The sequence below is a fragment of the Amycolatopsis iheyensis genome (assembly GCF_024703995.1).
In the GTDB taxonomy this organism is placed as follows: domain Bacteria; phylum Actinomycetota; class Actinomycetes; order Mycobacteriales; family Pseudonocardiaceae; genus Amycolatopsis; species Amycolatopsis iheyensis.
This window is the reverse complement of record NZ_JAMXQV010000003.1, coordinates 28,514-46,885: the sequence shown is the minus strand read 5'-3', so window position 1 is coordinate 46,885 and position 18,372 is coordinate 28,514. Positions and strand designations below refer to the sequence as shown.

Genomic DNA, 18,372 nt, shown 5'->3' with positions numbered 1-18,372 from the left:
GCACGTCAGGCCTCGTACGACAGCGACCAAGCCTGGGCCAGGAGGCCGACGAGTGCGTGCTGGCGCTGCTCCAGCACCTCGGGCGTCCACCCGGCCGTGGCCAAGACCTGCGTCGTGAGCGCGAAGTTCGACACGCCTGATCTGGAGGTGAAGTACCGGGATTTCTTGATGACGAAGTCGTAGTTCTGCGCCTCGGAGTTCTTGGTGCGGCTGAGCAGGACAAGGTTCGCCAGCCGGTGTATCCAGTGAGTCCGTTCCTCCGGGGTGAACAGCCGCCGCCACTCACTGTCGAGTTTCGGGTTCTGGGGCAGCACGTGCTCGACGGTGATGATCTTCGGCGGGTGCTCGAAGACAGGCGGGTCGGAGAGGAGCTCGTTGAGCCTGATCAAGACGTACTTCCGGACCGTGGTTTGGGCGTAGATCTCGCCGCTGAGCCGGTCGATCATCTCCACCTGTTCATCCGCCGTCAGTTCGAGGGCGGGCGAGTCGAGTCCTTGGCCAGAGTCGAGCTCGCGGAGGAGCTGCCCGATCCGCTGCCCACGACCATGCGTGTTGTACCGGCGTACCAGCATCCAGGCGCCCAGCCGATCGAGCTTGCCCAGGAACGCGATCAGCCAGTCCCGGTCGAACGCGTGATGGGTGAGAGCCCAGAGCGCCGGGGCCTGCCAATCGAAATTGTCGAGGCGGTGCAGGCGGCGCAACCACTGATTGATTTCCGTCGCGTCCGTGACCGGCTGGTAGTCGCAAGTGACGATGTCACGGTACGCCCGTCCGTACGGCTCCAGCACCTCGTCCACGAAGTCGGCCGCGTGGGCGGGCAGGAAGCTGCTGAGGACGTGACTCTCGAACTCCAGCAACAACTGTTCGCGAGCCCGGACCTTCATGTAGACCATCCGGATGTGCGAGAAGAGATCGGAGAACCCTTCTCTCCCGAGGTCGGCCTCCAGGTCTTCCCACTTGCCAGCGTACTTCTCCTTCAGGTCATCCGGCAGCGCACCGATGACCTTCGACTTGAAGATGTCCGCGGGCGACAACTCCACACCACGGGAATTCATGACCGAGAAGATCCGGTAGGCGCTGGTGAGGTCCAAGGTGCTCACGACGACGAGGAACGTCCGCTGCACGATGGTCTTGGCCAGTGCCAGCCGCTCGGCCGCCGACCGTTCGGCGAGCTTCTTGCGCAACACGGTCACGTTGGCGGCGATGCGCTCTTGCGCGTCGTTCTCCGGGGCGGCGCCGGCCTCGAGCACCTCGAGCCCGCCCCGGTCCTGAACGTACTTGCGGAAGAAGTCCTCGTCTCGCGGGCGAAGCCGCACCCGTGGCCGGGACGCGAGCTCTTGGATCGTGTCGCCTGGTTCCCAGATCAGCTTGTCGAGGTTGGCGGCATCTTCCGGGCGTGTGGAAAGCTCTCTGAGCACCGACAACAAGATCGTCAGCGTCGTCAACCGTTGCTGCCCGTCGATCACCTGCGAAAGCGGGCTGTCAGTTTCCTTGACCAACACGACGGAACCCAGGAAATACGGGTCGCCTGGATCTCGGGCCATCGCCTCGTAGAGGTCTTCGAGCAACTGGGTGGCCTGCTCGGGTCCCCAGGTGTAAGGGCGCTGGTAATCCGGTATCACGAACTCGTAGTCGCTTGAAAACACCTTGGACAGGGGCACCTCATGTGCTTCAAGCTTCTTCATTCACCAATCCGCTCAGCTCTTCCACCACGGCTACAGCCCAGTCGTAGCGGACTGTTCGCGTGTTACACCAGAACCGGGTCGCACTCGGTCAGATGAGGTCCAGCGGGTCCACCTGGATGCGGATCGGTTCCGTGGCCTTTCGCGCGTCTCGGCGGGCTGCTGCCGCGTGGATCGTCGAGGCCAGGGCCTTGCCCTCGGAACGGGACACGCGGACCAAAGCCCGCTCGCGCGCCGCGTTGCCGTCTTCGTCGATTTCGCCCAGTGGGACCGGGCCCAGCACCTCGCCCGACTCCGGCAGCGGGAGGTCGTCGAGGAAGGCGGCCACCGCGTCCGGGGTGCCCTCCACGCTCGCCATGCGCATCGCCGGGGGGAAGCCCAGCTCCTGGCGCTCCCCCAGCTCCTGCGCCGCGTGCCAGGCCGGGTCCCAGCGGACCAGGGCCTGGACCACCGGGAGGCCCGCCTCGGCGCCCACGATCACCCGGCCGCCGGACGAGCCGGGGCGGACCAGCGCCGCCGCCGCCATCCAGCGACGCAACGTCTCCTCCGCCGCCCGCAGGTCCTGGCGGCCCAGCAGCGCCCAGCCGTCCAGCAGCAGCGCCGCGCCGTAACCGCCCTCGGCCACCGGCTCGGCCCCCGGTGTGCAGACGACCAGCGCCGGGGTGCCCGGGACCGACGACAGCACCTCCGCCGCCCCGGACGTGCGGACCGGGATGCCCGGGAACGCGCGGCCCAGCTCCTCCGCCGTCCGCTTCGCGCCCACGATCACCGCGCGCAGCCGCACCGAGCCGCACGCCGTGCAGCGGAACGCCGTTTCCGGGACGCCGCACCAGCGGCACGCCGGGGGTTTCGGCTGCCCGTCGATCGAGCCGCCCGGCAGCGCCAGCGGGCCCGCGCAGCGCCGGCAGTGCGCCGGCGTGCGGCAGTTGCCGCAGGCCAGGCCCGGCACGTAGCCGCGCCGGGGCACCTGGACCAGCGCCGGGTGGCCCGCCGCGAACGCCTGCCGCGCGGCTTCGAACGCCACCGCCGGCAGCCGGGCGACGCGGGCCGCCTCATCGCGGGCGACGTCGAAGTCCTCGCCCACCGGCGTGACGCGCGGGGCCGAAGACCGCAGCACCGTGCGGTCGGCCAGGACCGGCGCCGCCCAGCCGGACTCGACCAGCAGCTGGGCCTCGGCCGTCCGGGCGAAGCCGCCGACCAGCAGCGACGCCTTCGCGGCGTGCGCGCGGTCCATCAGCACGTCCCGGACGTGCGGGTACGGCGCGTGCTGGTCGAGGTGCAGGTCGTCGCCGTCGTCCCAGACCACGAACAGGCCCGGGTCGTGGACCGGCGCGAACATCGCCGCGCGCGTGCCGACCACCACCCGCACCGCCCCGCGCAGCACCGCCAGCCAGCGCCGGTACCGCTCGGCCGGACCGAGGCCGGCGATCAGCGCCACCACGGCCTCCTCGCCGACGACCGCCGCGCACGCCTCGTGCACCCGGGTCAGGTCGCGGTGGTCCGGCACCACCAGCACCGCGCCCCGCCCCGCGGCCGCCACCGAGCCGGCCGCCTCGGCCAGCCGGCGCGGCCAGTCCTCGCCCGGCAGGGCCTGCCAGACGGCGTTCGCGGGCTTCCCCTCCCCCAGCGCCTCCAGGAACGCCGGGCCACGCTGGTAGCGCGCCCAGGCCGTGGTGTCCGGCGCGGCGGGAGCGGCCGCCGGCGCCGAAGGCGGCTCGCCCTCGGCCTTCGCGTGGCGGGGTGGGAGCGCGAGCCGCAGGACGTCGGACAACGTGCCGCCGTAGCGGTCCGCGACCGCCCGGCAGACCGCGTGCAACGACGGCGGCAGCACCGGCTCCGGCGAGGTGACGCGGTCGAGGAACGCCAGCTTGCTGCCGTAGTCGCTGGTCTCGCCGCGCTCGATCAGGTAGCCGTCGACGAGCTGCCCGGCGAACCGGACGCGCACCCGGCAGCCCGGCACGGCGGTCTCGTGCAGCTTCTCCGGCACGAGGTAGTCGAACGTGCGGTCCAGGTGCGCCAGGGGGATGTCGACGACGATCCGCGCGACCGGCCGCTCGGCCGCCGGCGACTGCGTGCCCTTGGCCTTCGCGCCCGGCTTCGCCGGTTTCGCCGGTTTCCGGGCGCGCGAGGGCGCCGCCTTCGGCGAAGGCGGCTCCTCCGGGAGGTCCCAGAGGGCGGCGGGCTCGGAGCTACTCACGCCGTGATCTCTACCAGACCCCACCGACACCCCGGACACGAGGAAGGCCACCCCGCGACGTCCGCGGGGTGGCCTTCACCGGATCGTGCGTCAGGCGCCCGCAGCGGCCTTCAGGGCCGCCGCGCGGGCCGTGCTCTCCCACGGGAGGTCGAGCTCGGGCCGGCCGAAGTGGCCGTACGCCGCCGTCGGGGCGTAGATCGGGCGCAGCAGGTCGAGGTCGCGGATGATCGCCGCCGGCCGGAGGTCGAAGACCTCGGTGATGGCCTGCTGGATCTTCGACGGGTCGACCGTCTCGGTGCCGAACGTCTCGACGAACAGGCCGACCGGGGCCGCCTTGCCGATCGCGTACGCGACCTGGACCTCGGTCCGCTGGGCCAGGCCCGCGGCGACGACGTTCTTGGCCACCCAGCGCATCGCGTACGCCGCGGAACGGTCGACCTTGGACGGGTCCTTGCCGGAGAACGCGCCGCCGCCGTGGCGGGCCATGCCGCCGTAGGTGTCGACGATGATCTTGCGGCCGGTCAGGCCGGCGTCGCCCATCGGCCCGCCGATGACGAACCGGCCGGTCGGGTTGACCAGCAGCCGCGCGCCGGAGGTGTCGATGCCGAGGTCCGCGAGCTCCGGGGCCACGACGTGTTCCTTGACGTCGACGCCGAGCATGCGGTCGAGGTCGATGCCGTCGGCGTGCTGGGTCGAGACGACCACGGTGTCGAGGCGCACCGGCTGGTCACCGGCGTACTCGATGGTCACCTGGGTCTTGCCGTCCGGGCGCAGGTACGGCAGCACGCCGTCCTTGCGGACCGCGGTCAGCCGCTTGGACAGGCGGTGGGCCAGCGCGATCGGCAGCGGCATCAGCTCGGGGGTGTCCGAGCAGGCGTAGCCGAACATCAGGCCCTGGTCGCCGGCGCCCTGGCGGTTGATCTCGTCTTCGTCCGACTCGACGCGCGACTCGTACGCGGTGTCGACGCCCTGGGCGATGTCCGGCGACTGGGAGCCGATCGCGACGTTGACGCCGCACGAGTTCCCGTCGAAGCCCTTGGCGGAGGAGTCGTAACCGATCCTGAGGATGACGTCGCGGACGATGGTGGGGATGTCCGCGTAGGCCTCCGTGGTCACCTCGCCGGCCACGTGCACCTGGCCGGTGGTGATCAGGGTCTCGACGGCGACGCGGCTGCGCGGGTCCTTCGACAGCAGGCCGTCGAGGATCGAGTCGCTGATGGCGTCGCAAATCTTGTCGGGGTGTCCTTCGGTCACCGACTCCGAGGTGAACAATCTGCTGCTAGACGCGGTCACAGTGGCCGTCACTTCCTCACCTTGACGTCGGATGCCCCGAAAGTTAGGCACCCCTTATTAGTGCAAGCGTACTGACTATCGCTCTACGGGCGGTCAACGCTTCATGAAGCTCACAACAGCGTCCCACAACGTGGACGCCAGTTCAGCCTTCGCACTCAAGGGGATGGGGATTTCCGTGCCGTCGGAACCGAGCAGCCAGCCCGAATTGTCCTCGGTGCCGAATGCCTTGCCGTCGCCGACCGCGTTGACCATCAGCAGGTCCGCGCCCTTGCGCTTGAGCTTCACGCGGGCGTGGTCGAGGACGCTCCCGTGCTCGTCACCGGTCTCCGCGGCGAACCCGACGACGACCTGCCCGGCCCGCCGGTTGCGCACCAGCTCGGCCAGGATGTCGGCGTTGCGGTCGAGGGTGATCACCGGGTCCGGCTGGTCGTCGGACTTCTTGATCTTGTGGTCGGCGCGGTTGGCCGGCCGGAAATCGGCGACGGCGGCGGCCATCACGACGACGTCCGCGCTCTGGGACGCCGCGTGCACGGCCTGCCGCAGCTCTTCGGCCGTCGACACGTGGTGCACGGTGGCGCCTGCCGGGTCGGGCAGGGCGACCGTGTGCGCGGTGACCAGGGTGACCTCGGCGCCGCGCTGGGCGGCGACGCGGGCCAGCGCGTAGCCCTGCTTGCCGGACGAGCGGTTGCCGAGGTAGCGGACGGGGTCGAGCGGCTCGCGCGTGCCCCCGGCCGAGACGACCACGTGGACGCCTTCGAGGTCGCGCGGGAGGGCGTCGGGGCGGGCCAGCAGCAGCCGCGCCAGGTCGACGATCTCGGCCGGGTTCGCGAGGCGGCCCTTGCCGGTGTCGACGCCGGTGAGGCGGCCCGCGTCGGGCTCGGTGACGACCGCGCCACGGGAGCGCAGCAGGGCCACGTTGGCGCGGGTCGCGGGGTGCTCCCACATCTCGGTGTGCATCGCCGGGAAGAAGGCGACCGGGCACCGGGCGGTGAGCAGGGTGTTCGTGAGCAGGTCGTCGGCCAGGCCGTGGGCGGCCTTGGCGAGCAGGTTCGCCGTGGCCGGGACGACCAGGACCAGGTCGGCTTCCTTGCCGACGCGGACGTGCTGCACCTCGGGCACCTCGGTGAACACGCCGGTGTGCACCGGGTGCCCCGAGAGCGCCTCGAAGGTCGCCGCGCCGACGAAGTTCAGCGCGGCTTCGGTGGGCACCACGCGGACGTCGTGACCGGACTCGGTCAGGCCGCGCAGCACCTCACAGGCCTTGTAGGCGGCGATGCCGCCGCCCACGCCCAGGACTACCTTGGGCTTACTCACCCTCGGTGTGCTCGAGCAGGCCGCCGTGGATCTCGCGCAGCGCGATCGAGAGCGGCTTCTCGCGCGGGCCCGGCTCGACGAGCGGGCCGACGTACTCGAGCAGGCCCTCGCCCAGCTGGGCGTAGTAGTCGTTGATCTGGCGGGCACGCTTGGCCGAGTAGATCACCAGCGCGTACTTCGAGCTGACCTTTTCGAGCAGGTCGTCGATCGGCGGGTTGGTGATGCCCTCGAGCTCTTCGTGCAGGGACGAAACCTGGGTGGTCACGCGTGCGGCTCCGAATCATTGACGGCTGTGGGGGGTCCGTGGGGGCGGAGCCCCTCGGGCGGGGTGCGGGGGTTGCACCCCCGCATGTCACTGCTGATCAGTTAACAAGTTTAGCAAGTGCTCCGCGGCCTCCCGCACGTCGGCGTTCACGAGGCGGTGGTCGAACTCGCCCGCGGCCGCCAGCTCGCGCTCCGCCTCGGCCAGCCGGGCCTGCACCGCGGCCTCGCTCTCGGTGCCGCGGCCGGTGAGCCGGCCGACCAGCTCCTCCCACGACGGCGGCATCAGCATCACCAGCCGGGCCTCCGGCATGGCCGCGCGGACCTGGCGCGCGCCCTGGAGCTCGATCTCCAGGACCGCCGGGCGTCCGTCGGCGAGAGCCTTCTCGACCGGCTCGCGGGGGGTGCCGTAGCGGTTGCCGGCGAACTCGGCCCACTCCAGCAGCCGGCCCTCGGCGACCATCGCGTCGAACTCGGCGCGATCGACGAAGTGGTAGTGCGCGCCGTCGACCTCACCGGGCCGCGGGGCGCGGGTGGTCACCGAGACGCTGAACCAGACATCGGGCTCGAGCTTGCGCAGCTCGCCCACCACGCTCGACTTCCCGACCCCCGAAGGCCCCGATACGACCGTGAGCCGGTGCCGGGGGATGTCCCCCGCCACCGGCTCACTGCCGCGGTCGGCGCCCCGGCGCACCGGGTTGTCCGGACCGACGCCGCTCACTCGCCGCTGAACTCGGCCAGCAGCGCCTTGCGCTGCCGGTCGCCGAGGCCGCGGAGACGACGGCTGGGGGCGATCTCCAGTCGTTCCATGGTCTGCTGCGCGCGGACCTTGCCGACGCCCGGGAGGGCCTCGAGCAGAGCCGAAACCTTCATCTTGCCGAGGACTTCGTTCTCCTCGGCCTGCTTCAGCACGTCGACCAGAGTGGTACCGCCCCGCTTCAGCCGCTCCTTCAGCTCAGCACGGATGCGGCGGGCGGCGGCGGCCTTCTCCAGCGCCGCAGCACGCTGTTCCTCTGTCAGCTGGGGAAGTGCCACGTTTTCCTCCGGTAGTTCTCAAATCTGGGTGGGTGACGCGACGGTACCCACCCGTGAGCACCGGCCACAATGCGGGGGTGGCTGGTGGGACCCGGTTCCGGGTCCTGCTATTGGCCGTTTTCCTGCGGGTCGGCCAGCACTTCGGCGACGCGTTCGACCGCTTGGCGCAAAGCCGGTTGCTCCGGACCGTGTTTCAGGATGTCGCGAGACGACGCGGGCAGCACGCCGGGCAGCGAAGCCCCGAACAGGGCCCGCAAATCGGCCGCAGTGGCTCCCTGCGCCCCGAAACCGGGCGCCAGCACCGGACCGTTCAGCCGCGCGAGATCGAGCTCTCCCGGCGCGATGGTGGCTCCGACGACGACACCCACATCGCCGAGCGGCCCGGCTCCGTCGTTGAATGCCGCCGCGGAGTCGACGATCGCCTGCGCCACCGTGCGCCCGTCGGGCAGCCGCGCGTTCTGGACGGCGGCCGCTTCCGGGTTCGAAGTCCGCGCGAGCACGAAGATGCCGCGCCCCGCCGCGACCGCCGTCGCGGCGCACTGCTCCAGTGAGCCGAACCCGAGGTACGGCGAGACGGTGATCGCGTCGGCGGCGATCGCCGCGCCGTCGGCCACGTACGCGGCCGTGTACGCCGCCATCGTGGAGCCGATGTCGCCGCGCTTGACGTCCAAAAGCACCAACGCGCCCGCTTCGCGCGCGGTTTCGACGACCCGCTCGAGCACCCGGACGCCGGCCGCTCCGAAACTTTCGAAGAACGCCGACTGCGGCTTCACGATCGCCGTGCGCGCCGCCAGGACCTCCGTGGCCGACAGCGCGAAGCGTTCCAGGCCCGAAGCGTCCACCGGGAGCCCCCAGGCCTCGATCAGGCCCGGGTGGGGGTCGATCCCGGCGCACAGGGGGCCGCGGGACGCGACGGCCTTGGCCAGCCGCGCCCCGAACCGCTCCCCCGTGCTCACGACTTCGCCTTGAGCGCCGCCTGCAGCTCCTGCAGGGACTTGACTCCGATGTCGCCCCGGATGAGCGCCTCGATGCCGTGCACGGCCGCCGCGGCGCCCTGCACGGTCGTCACGCACGGGATGTCGCGCGACACCGCGGCGGTGCGGATTTCGTAGCCGTCGACGCGCGGACCGCTGTTGCCGTACGGGGTGTTGATCACCATGTCGACGTCGCCGTTGAGGATGACGTCCACGATGTTCGGCTCGGCTTCGGTCGAGCCCTCGTAGTGCTTGCGCACCACGGTGCACGCGACTCCGTTGCGCCGCAGCACTTCCGCGGTGCCGGAGGTGGCGAGGATCTCGAACCCGAGGTCCGCCAGCCGCTTCACCGGGAAGACCAGCGAGCGCTTGTCGCGGTTGGCGACCGAGACGAACACGCGCCCGGACGTCGGCAGCGAGCCGTACGCGCCGCTCTGGGACTTCGCGAACGCCTTGCCGAAGGAGACGTCGACGCCCATCACCTCGCCGGTGGACTTCATCTCCGGGCCGAGCAGCGAGTCGACGCCGTGGCCTTCCGGGGTCCGGAAGCGGTGGAAGGGCAGCACGGCCTCCTTGACGGCGACCGGGGAGTCGGCCGGCATCTGCCCGCCGTCGCCTTCGGCGGGGAGCACACCGGAGGTGCGCAGGTCCTTGATCGTCGAGCCGGTCATGATCAGCGCGGCGGCCTTGGCCAGCGGCACGGCCGTCGCCTTGGACACGAACGGCACCGTGCGCGACGCGCGCGGGTTGGCCTCCAGGACGTACAGGACGTCGTCCTTGAGCGCGTACTGGACGTTCAGGAGCCCGCGGACGCCCACCCCGCGCGCGATCGCCTCGGTCGAGCGCCGGACGGTCTGCAGGTCGGTGTGGCCGAGCGTGATCGGCGGCAGCGCGCACGAGGAGTCACCGGAGTGGATCCCGGCTTCCTCGATGTGCTCCATGACGCCGCCGAGGTAGAGCTCCTCGCCGTCGAACAGCGCGTCGACGTCGATCTCGATGGCGTCGTCGAGGAAGCGGTCGACGAGCACCGGGTGCTCGGGGGTGACCTCCGTGGCGCGGCGGATGTAGCCGGCCAGGGTCTCCTCGTCGTAGACGATCTCCATGCCGCGCCCGCCGAGCACGTAGGACGGCCGGACGAGCACCGGGTAGCCGATCTCGTCGGCGATCCGCTTGGCGCCTTCGAAGGACGTCGCCGTGCCGTAGCGTGGCGCGGGCAGCCCGGCGTCGGTGAGCACCTCGCCGAACGCGCCGCGGTCCTCGGCCAGGTTGATCGCCTCCGGCGGCGTCCCGACCACCGGGACACCGGCGTCGGCGAGCTTCTTCGCCAGGCCCAGCGGGGTCTGGCCGCCGAGCTGGACGATCACGCCGGCGACCGTGCCGGACACCTGCTCGGCGTGCACGACCTCGAGGACGTCCTCGAAGGACAGCGGCTCGAAGTACAGCCGGTCGGAGGTGTCGTAGTCGGTGGACACGGTTTCCGGGTTGCAGTTGACCATGACGGCCTCGAACCCGGCCTCCCGCAACGCGATCGCCGCGTGCACGCAGGAGTAGTCGAACTCGATGCCCTGGCCGATCCGGTTCGGGCCGGAGCCGAGGATGAGCACCTTCGGCTTGTCCGACTGCGTGGCCACTTCGGACTGCGCGTCGGGGTCGGACTCGTAAGCCGAGTAGTGGTACGGCGTCTTGGCGGCGAACTCGGCCGCGCAGGTGTCGACGGTCTTGAACACCGGCCGCACGCCGAGGCGGTGGCGCAGCGCGCGGACGCCGTCCTCGCCCGCCAGCTCCGGCCGCAGCGCGGCGATCTGGCGGTCGGCCAGGCCGGTGCGCTTGGCGCGGCGCAGCAGGTCCTCGTTCAGCACCGGCGCGTCGCGGACCTCGGCGCCCACTTCGCCGATGAGGGCGATCTGGTCGATGAACCACGGGTCGATGCCCGAGGCTTCGTGCACCTGCTCGACGGTGCCACCGAGCCGCAGCGCGCGTTCCACTTCGTAGAGCCGGCCTTCGTGCGGCGTGCGCAGGTCGTCCAAAGTGGACTCCAGCGTGACGCCCTCGGGGTCGGGAAGCGTCCAGAACCCGGTCGCCTTGGTCTCGATGGACCGCATCACCTTGCCGAGCGCCTCGGGGAAGCTGCGGCCGAACGACATGGCCTCGCCGACGCTCTTCATCGTCGTGGTCAGCGTCGGGTCCGCGCCCGGGAACTTCTCGAAGGCGAACCTGGGCATCTTCACGACGACGTAGTCCAGCGTGGGCTCGAACGCCGCGGGCGTCTCGCCGGTGATGTCGTTCTGGATCTCGTCGAGGGTGTAGCCGATGGCGAGCTTCGCGGCGATCTTGGCGATCGGGAAGCCGGTGGCCTTCGACGCCAGCGCACTCGACCTCGACACCCGCGGGTTCATCTCGATGACGACCATCCGGCCGTCGGCCGGGTTGATCGCGAACTGGATGTTGCAGCCACCGGTGTCGACGCCGACCTCGCGCAGCACGGCGATGCCGACGTCGCGCATGACCTGGTACTCGCGGTCGGTGAGCGTCATGGTCGGCGCCACGGTGACCGAGTCGCCGGTGTGCACGCCCATCGCGTCGACGTTTTCGATCGAGCAGACGACCACGACGTTGTCGTGCTTGTCGCGCATCAGCTCGAGCTCGTACTCCTTCCAGCCGAGCACGCTCTCCTCGATGAGCACCTCGGTGACCGGGGACTCGGTGAGCCCGGTGGAGGCGAGCCGCTCGAGGTCCTCGGGCGTGTGCGCCATGCCCGAGCCGAGCCCGCCCATGGTGAACGACGGCCGGATGACGACCGGCAGCCCGAGGTCCTTGACCGTGTCGCGGACCTCGTCCATGTCGTGGCAGACGCGGGAGCGCGGGACCTCGGCGCCGATGGTGCGCACGATGTCCTTGAACTTCTGCCGGTCCTCACCGCGCTGGATGGCGTCGATGTCGGCGCCGATCAGCTCGACGCCGTACTTGTCGAGCACGCCGCGCTCGTGCAGGGCGACCGCGCAGTTGAGCGCGGTCTGCCCGCCGAGGGTCGCGAGGATGGCGTCGGGGCGTTCCGCCGCGATGACCTTCTCGACGAAGTCCGGCGTCACCGGCTCGATGTAGGTGGCGTCGGCGAACTCGGGGTCGGTCATGATGGTGGCCGGGTTCGAGTTCACCAGGGACACGCGCAGGCCTTCGCTGCGCAGCACCCGGCAGGCCTGGGTCCCGGAGTAGTCGAACTCCGCGGCCTGCCCGATCACGATCGGCCCGGAGCCGATCACCAGCACGTGCTGGATGTCCGTCCTCTTCGGCATCAGTTTCCTTCTTTCACCAGGCGCCGCAAGCCGTCGCGGAAGACCTGAAAGCTCTTGGATCGGTTGTTCTCGATGTCCATGTGGGGCGTGATGGCCTCCGCCGTTGCGACCTTCGGCAAGCGGTCTCGGAGGTATCCCTTGGACCGCAGGAGGTCCTCCAGCGCACGCGACGCTTTGCCGGTGCCGTCAGGATCGCGGTAGCGCGCCTGTTTGCCCAGGTCCTCCGGCACCCTGCTGTATGCCGCGCACAGGGCTGGGACGTCGCCGAGAAACCAGGACTCCAGCTCGTCGATCACCACGCGGTGCAGGACGGTCTCGGACGGAAGTCCTGCTTCCTCGCTCACACCGACCAGGTGGCGCTTGAGTTCCCGGCAGTCTTCGGCGTCCCGGTCGACGAGCACGACGACCCGGAGTGCCTCCCACGCGATCCGAGCCGCGAACCCACGCAGGATTCCGGGCAACCTCTTGAGCAGATCCTGCTTGCCTTGAAAGCGCCGGACGGCGAAGGACACGTCCTCACCGACGATCTTCGGAACCAGGGTTTTCAACGCTGCTTCCGCCGACGGCTCCTCGACCAGGATCTCGACGTGGATCACCGGGGCTGCCCCGGCCGGTCGAGGGGATCGCCGAGGCCGAAGAACCCCTCGGTCCAGAGGTTCCCCAGCAGGCCCCCGCTGTCGACCATGGCCATCAGCTGGGGGATGTCCGCCGCCCGCCGAGCCTGGGCGAAGCCGGATTCGTCACGGAACAGCATCCAGACCTCGTCGGGCCGCAGTGCGTCGACGAACTCGGGCGCGTGGGTGGCAACCATGACCTGACCAGCCGCTTCTGCCCCCCGCGCATCCTCGGCGAGGCGGTAGTGGAGCCTCGGGTGAACCTGCTTCTCCGGCTCCTCGACCAGCAGCACCGAGGTATCGGCCTGAAGAGCGACCAGGTAGCCGAGCAGTTGCAGCGTTCCGTCGGAGATGTTCTCCGGGGCAACGAGATCTTCCGCGCCTTGCTCGCGCAGGTAGACGATCCAGGCTCCGTCGCCCTGCCGCACGGGCTCGATGTCATCGAATCCCGGCACATACGTCCGCAAAGAATCCCGGATGCCTTCCCAGTAGCGAGGGAGCCCGTTACGGAGGCGTTGGACGATGGCCCCGACGTTTTGCCCGTCCGGCTTGAGCCGAGTCGTCTTGTCGTCCTTGGCGCCTCTCCGCATTGCGTCGAGATTCAGATCCGAGAGATGAATCTCAGCGATAAACCGGTGAAACTTACCGACTTTGGCTGTGGCGGCGAGTTGGCTGACCACACCTACGCCAAGTAAGTCCGGGCTGCTCAGCACGACCTGCTCTCCGACAGCGCCCAGACCAACGACCGTGCCGATCCCACCCCGAAACTCGAGAACTTCAGAGGGCTCGTCAGCACCCTCTGGCTGCCAAGTCAGCTTCTCTTCGGCTACCGCCGGCTCGTCATCGTCGTGCTCGATGACGAGCCGGTACTCGGCCACCGCACCTTCGATGCGGCAGGTCAGCTCAATCTTGACAGCATCGGTCGCACCGTGGGTGACGATGTCGGCAGCACCCCCGCGCTGGTCCCAAGCCGAGCGCAGTCCAACCCGGAACGAATCGGAGAGGAAGTCCAACGCGTCGAACACCGTGGACTTGCCACTCCCGTTCGGCCCCAGCAACGCCGTCACCGGCGTCAGACCGTCCAGCTCGATGTCCCGGAGCACCCGGAAGTTCCGGATCCGGAGCCGCTCGATGCCGGTCGTGAGAGTCACGACCGCTTCTCCATGAGCGAAACGAAATCGTCGAACAGGGGGGCGGCGTCGTGCGGGCCGGCGGCGGCTTCGGGGTGGTACTGCACCGAGAACGCCGGCACGTCGAAGGCCCGCAGGCCCTCGACCGCGCCGTCGTTGGCGCAGTAGTGGCTGACCTGAGCCGCGCCGAAGGGCGACTCGAAGCGCTGGCCGGGCTCGCCTTCGAGGGCGAAGCCGTGGTTCTGCGCGGTGATCGCCACCGACTTCGTGGCGACGTCGATCACCGGGATGTTGATGCCGCGGTGTCCGTAGCGCATCTTGTACGTCCCCAGGCCGAGCGCGCGGCCCAGGACCTGGTTGCCGAAGCAGATGCCGAACAGCGGGATCTCGCGGCCGAGGACCTGCTTGGTCAGCTCGGTGGCGTGCGTCGTCGTGGCCGGGTCGCCCGGGCCGTTCGACAGGAACACGCCGTCCGGCTCGATCGCCAGCACCTCTTCCAGGGAAGCGGAAGAGGGCAGGACATGCACCTCGATGCCGCGCTTGACCATCTGGCGCGGGGTGTTGGACTTGATGCCCAGGTCCAGCGCGACCACCCGGAACCGCGTCTCCCCTTCCGCAGGGACGACGTACGGCTTCGGCGTGGTGACCTGGCCGGCCAGGTCGGCGCCCTCCATCTTCGGGCTGGCCAGGACCTCGGCGACCATCTCGTCGACGGTGCCCAGCGCGTCGCCGGAGAACACCCCGGCGCGCATCGCGCCGAGCTCGCGCAGGTGCCGGGTCAGCGAGCGGGTGTCGACCTCGGCGATCCCGACGACGCCCTGGCGAACCAGCTCCTCGTCGAGGGTCCGGCGAGAGCGCCAGTTGGACGGCGTGCGCGCGGGGTCGCGCACGACGTAACCGTTGACCCAGATCTTCGACGACTCGTCGTCCTCGTCGTTCCAGCCGGTGTTGCCGATCTGCGGTGCGGTCTGCACCACGATCTGCCCGTGGTAGGACGGGTCGGTCAGCGTCTCCTGGTAGCCGGTCATGCCGGTGCAGAACACCGCCTCGCCGAGGCTCCGCCCCTGCGCGCCGTAGGCAGCGCCGCGGAACACCCGGCCGTCTTCGAGCACCAGTGCGGCCTGAGCGCGCGCGTTCACTGGGCACCTCCCTTGATCTTGAGCTGTTCGATCCACTGTGGATAGTCGTCGAGCTCGTCACCGCGGAAGCCGGTGTCGAGCTCGGTTTCGCCGGCTCGCCAGGTGAGGACGAGCAACGCGTCGGTGCCCATCACCTTCCCGGCGATCTTGCTGTCGCGCCGGACGCCGGTGACGGCCTCGCGCGGAATCCAGAAGTCGGGCGCGCCGCCGCGTTCGACCGCGACGCCGCCCTCGTGCAGCCGCAGGACCGCGCCGGTGCGCAGCCCCGCGCCGCGGGTGACGACCCGGTTCTGCCACTCCCCCGCGAACGTCGTGGCGACGTAGACGCCGGTGGACTCCAGCAGCGTCTCGCCCGGTTCGGCCGGGATCTCCGGGAAGGGCGGCACCTGCACGCTCTGCGAGCGCGCCTTGCGCCGCCAGCCGACGTACATGCCCCAGAGGCAGAGCAGGAAGAAGGCGACGATCGCCAGCACGAGCCAGAAGCGCTCCATCAGCAGACCTTCCCGTCCCGCGCGGTGAGCCGCCCGCGCAGCAGCGTCGCGGTCACCACACCGGGGAGCCGCATTCCCTCGTACGGGGTGTTGGCGGCGATGCTGGCCAGCTCCGCGCCCCGGACGGTCCACTCGGCATCCGGGTCGACGAGGGTCAGGTTCGCCGGCTCGCCGACCGCGATCGGACGGCCATGGTCGGCGAGGTTGCCGATCTCGGCGGGCCGCTCGCTCATGACGTGGGCGACGCCGCGCCAGTCGAGCAGGCCGGTGCGGACCATCGTTTCGGCCACGATCGAAAGCGCCGTCTGCAGCCCGAGCATCCCGGGCCGGGCCGCGGTCCACTCGGTGTCCTTGTCCTGCACGGCGTGCGGCGCGTGGTCGGTGGCGACGCAGTCGATGACACCCTCGGCGAGCGCGGTCCGCAGCTTCTCCGCGTCGGACTCGGTGCGCAGCGGCGGGTTCACCTTGTTGACCGGGTCGTAGGTGGCCAGGCGCTCGTCGGTGAGCAGCAGGTGGTGCGGCGTGACCTCGGCCGAGACCTTGGTGCCGCGCTCCTTCGCCCAGGCCAGCACGTCGGCGGTGCCCGAGGTGGAGACGTGGCAGACGTGCAGCCGGGCGTTCGCGTGCAGGGCCAGGAGGCAGTCGCGGGCCACGATCGACTCCTCCGCGGCGGCCGGCCAGCCGGTGTAGCCGAGCCGGGCCGCACGCTCACCCTCGTGGGCCTGGGCACCGACGGTCAGCCGCGGCTCCTCGGCGTGCTGCGCGATGACGACGTCGAGCGCGGTCGAGTACTCCAGCGCGCGGCGCATGAGCAGCGGGTCGGCGACGCAGAGGCCGTCGTCGGAGAAGACCTTCACCCGGGCCTGCGAGTTCGCCATCGTGCCGAGCTCGGCGAGCTTCTCGCCCTTGAGCCCGACGGTGACCGCGCCGACCGGGTGGACGTCGACCAGGCCGACCTCCTGCCCGCGCCGCCACACGTGCTCGACGATCACGGCGTTGTCGGCGACCGGGTCGGTGTTGGCCATGGCGAACACCGCGGTGTAGCCGCCGAGTGCCGCCGCGGCCGAGCCGGAGTCGATCGTCTCGGTGTCCTCGCGGCCGGGTTCACGCAGGTGGGTGTGCAGGTCGACGAATCCCGGGAGCAGCACCTGCCCGCCGGCTTCGACGACTTCGGCGTCTTCGGGCGCCTCGACGACGCCGAGCGCGGTGATCACGCCGTCCTCGATCAGGACGTCGACGGGATCGCCTTCGCCGTAGGGGCGGGCGCCCTTGATCAGGGTGCTCACGCGGCGGCTCCTTCGCTGGCCAGGAGGTGGTAGAGGACCGCCATGCGCACGTGGACGCCGTTGCGGACCTGTTCGGTGATGGCCGAGGCCGGGGAGTCGGCGACCGCGCTCGCGATCTCCATCCCGCGCAGCATCGGGCCGGGGTGCAGCACGACCGCGTGCTCGGGCAGCAGCTTCTGCCGCTTCTCCGAGAGGCCGTAAGCGATCGAGTACTCGCGCGCACTGGGGAAGAACCCGCCGTGCATCCGCTCGGCCTGGACCCGCAGCATCATCACCGCGTCCACCGCGGGCAGCTCGGCGTCGAGGTCGTGCGAGACGGTCACCGGCAGGCTCTCGACGCCGTAGGGCAGCAGCGTCGGTGGCGCGACCAGGACCACTTCGGCGCCGAGGGCGGCGAGCAGGTGGATGTTCGAGCGCGCGACGCGGCTGTGCAGGACGTCGCCGACGATCGCGATCCGGCGGTCCTTCAGCGAGCCGAGGCGCTCGCGCAGCGTGGCCGCGTCGAGCAGCGCCTGCGTCGGGTGCTCGTGGGTGCCGTCGCCGGCGTTGACCACCGAGGTGCCCGGCTCGGCGAGCCACTCCGAGAGCCGCTGGGCGGCGCCGCTGGCCGGGTGCCGGACGATCACGCAGTCGGCGCCCGCGGCGGCCAGCGTCAGGGCGGTGTCGCGCAGGGATTCGCCCTTGTTGACCGAGGAGCTGGACGCCGAGACGTTGATCACGTCGGCGCTCATCCACTTCCCGGCGATCTCGAACGAGACCCGGGTGCGCGTCGAGTTCTCGTAGAACAGGGTGATCACCGTGCGGCCGCGCAGCGTCGGCAGCTTCTTGACCTCGCGGCCGAGCAGCGTGTGCTTCAGCTCGTCGGCGGTGTCGAGCACGGCGGTGGCCAGCGCCGGGTCCAGCCCGTCGGTGGCGAGCAGGTGCTTCACGAGTCCTCTCCAGCAACTTCCGATGGGCGCAGCAGGACGGCGTCGCGGCCGTCGATCTCGGCCAGCAGGACGGACACGCCCTCGGTGCGCGCGGTCGGCACGTTCTTGCCCACGTAGTCGGCGCGGATCGGCAGCTCACGGTGACCCCGGTCGACCAGCACGGCCAGCTGCACCGCGCGGGGGCGGCCATGATCACGGAGGGCATCGAGCGCGGCCCGGACCGTGCGGCCGGAGAAGAGCACGTCGTCGACCAGGATCACCACCCGGTCGTCGATGCCGTCCGGCGGCAGTTGCGTCTGCTCGAGCGCGCGGGGCGGGCGGCGGCGCAGGTCGTCCCGGTACAGGGTGATGTCGAGGGCGCCGGCCGGCGGGCGGACGCCGGAGAACTCGCCGATCTTGTCGGCCAGGCGGACCGCGAGCGGCGTGCCGCGGCTGGGAATGCCGAGCAACACGGGCGGGGTAGTGCTCTCCGCACCGTTCGCGGTCTTTTCGATGACCTGATGGGCCATTCGGGCGATCGTGCGCGCGACATCGCCGGCCGTCAGGAGCTCGCGCTCCCCGGCCGAACCAGCCGCGCCACGCGGACGTGACGACACTTCGGACTCCTTCCCCGCCTCACCGGACGGGTCCTTAAAGGACGTCTGTTCCCCTGCTGGTCGGGGCTTTCGCACCGACAGTAGCAGGGACTTTGCTCAGTCTTACGGGTGGTGTGGCGTGATTCGCGGCAAGCTCCT

Annotated in this window: 16 protein-coding genes; all 16 read right to left on the bottom strand. The window is 70.5% G+C overall.

From position 1 onward, the window contains the following. Positions 1–5: 5 nt before the first annotated feature. The gene (locus M8542_RS07425) at positions 6–1,685 is read right to left on the bottom strand and encodes a DUF262 domain-containing protein (protein ID WP_257919280.1); all 1,680 of its coding nucleotides are present in this window, start codon (positions 1,683–1,685) and stop codon (positions 6–8) included. 88 nt (positions 1,686–1,773) lie between these two features. Further along, positions 1,774–3,879 (bottom strand): primosomal protein N', encoded by a 2,106-nt coding sequence (locus tag M8542_RS07420; protein ID WP_257919279.1) that lies wholly within the window; start codon positions 3,877–3,879, stop codon positions 1,774–1,776. Between the two features lie 90 nt (positions 3,880–3,969). After that, positions 3,970–5,172: a methionine adenosyltransferase gene (gene metK, locus M8542_RS07415; protein WP_257919714.1), complete on the bottom strand. Its 1,203-nt coding sequence runs from the start codon at positions 5,170–5,172 to the stop codon at positions 3,970–3,972. A gap of 93 nt (positions 5,173–5,265) precedes the next feature. Beyond that, the gene (gene coaBC, locus M8542_RS07410) at positions 5,266–6,486 is read right to left on the bottom strand and encodes a bifunctional phosphopantothenoylcysteine decarboxylase/phosphopantothenate--cysteine ligase CoaBC (RefSeq protein ID WP_257919278.1); all 1,221 of its coding nucleotides are present in this window, start codon (positions 6,484–6,486) and stop codon (positions 5,266–5,268) included. Then, entirely contained in the window at positions 6,479–6,751 is a 273-nt protein-coding gene (gene rpoZ / locus M8542_RS07405; protein ID WP_257919277.1) for a DNA-directed RNA polymerase subunit omega, read from the bottom strand. The genes coaBC and rpoZ overlap by 8 nt, the downstream gene beginning before the upstream one ends. An 87-nt stretch (positions 6,752–6,838) precedes the next feature. Further along, complete coding sequence (gene gmk / locus M8542_RS07400) at positions 6,839–7,468, bottom strand: guanylate kinase (protein ID WP_257919276.1); 630 nt, start codon at positions 7,466–7,468, stop codon at positions 6,839–6,841. Continuing rightward, on the bottom strand, positions 7,465–7,782 hold the full coding sequence (mihF, locus tag M8542_RS07395) for an integration host factor, actinobacterial type (RefSeq protein ID WP_003096398.1): 318 nt from the start codon (positions 7,780–7,782) through the stop codon (positions 7,465–7,467). Before mihF ends, gmk begins: the two co-directional genes overlap by 4 nt. A gap of 107 nt (positions 7,783–7,889) precedes the next feature. Continuing rightward, entirely contained in the window at positions 7,890–8,738 is an 849-nt protein-coding gene (gene pyrF / locus M8542_RS07390; RefSeq protein ID WP_257919275.1) for an orotidine-5'-phosphate decarboxylase, read from the bottom strand. Beyond that, complete coding sequence (gene carB / locus M8542_RS07385; protein WP_257919274.1) at positions 8,735–12,049, bottom strand: carbamoyl-phosphate synthase large subunit; 3,315 nt, start codon at positions 12,047–12,049, stop codon at positions 8,735–8,737. Before carB ends, pyrF begins: the two co-directional genes overlap by 4 nt. Next, complete coding sequence (locus M8542_RS07380; RefSeq protein WP_257919273.1) at positions 12,049–12,645, bottom strand: DUF4276 family protein; 597 nt, start codon at positions 12,643–12,645, stop codon at positions 12,049–12,051. The genes carB and M8542_RS07380 overlap by 1 nt, the downstream gene beginning before the upstream one ends. Next, positions 12,642–13,814: an AAA family ATPase gene (locus M8542_RS50285; RefSeq protein ID WP_257919272.1), complete on the bottom strand. Its 1,173-nt coding sequence runs from the start codon at positions 13,812–13,814 to the stop codon at positions 12,642–12,644. The genes M8542_RS07380 and M8542_RS50285 overlap by 4 nt, the downstream gene beginning before the upstream one ends. Further along, a complete protein-coding gene (carA, locus tag M8542_RS07370) occupies positions 13,811–14,932 on the bottom strand; it encodes a glutamine-hydrolyzing carbamoyl-phosphate synthase small subunit (protein ID WP_257919271.1) in 1,122 nt (373 codons plus the stop codon). Before carA ends, M8542_RS50285 begins: the two co-directional genes overlap by 4 nt. Continuing rightward, the gene (locus M8542_RS07365; protein ID WP_257919270.1) at positions 14,929–15,423 is read right to left on the bottom strand and encodes a PH-like domain-containing protein; all 495 of its coding nucleotides are present in this window, start codon (positions 15,421–15,423) and stop codon (positions 14,929–14,931) included. The genes carA and M8542_RS07365 overlap by 4 nt, the downstream gene beginning before the upstream one ends. Further along, complete coding sequence (locus M8542_RS07360) at positions 15,423–16,709, bottom strand: dihydroorotase (protein WP_257919269.1); 1,287 nt, start codon at positions 16,707–16,709, stop codon at positions 15,423–15,425. The genes M8542_RS07365 and M8542_RS07360 overlap by 1 nt, the downstream gene beginning before the upstream one ends. After that, positions 16,706–17,638, bottom strand: a complete 933-nt coding sequence (locus M8542_RS07355; protein WP_257919268.1) for an aspartate carbamoyltransferase catalytic subunit — start codon at positions 17,636–17,638, stop codon at positions 16,706–16,708. The genes M8542_RS07360 and M8542_RS07355 overlap by 4 nt, the downstream gene beginning before the upstream one ends. Beyond that, positions 17,635–18,234: a bifunctional pyr operon transcriptional regulator/uracil phosphoribosyltransferase PyrR gene (gene pyrR / locus M8542_RS07350; RefSeq protein ID WP_257919267.1), complete on the bottom strand. Its 600-nt coding sequence runs from the start codon at positions 18,232–18,234 to the stop codon at positions 17,635–17,637. Before pyrR ends, M8542_RS07355 begins: the two co-directional genes overlap by 4 nt. Between the last annotated feature and the right edge of the window lie 138 nt (positions 18,235–18,372).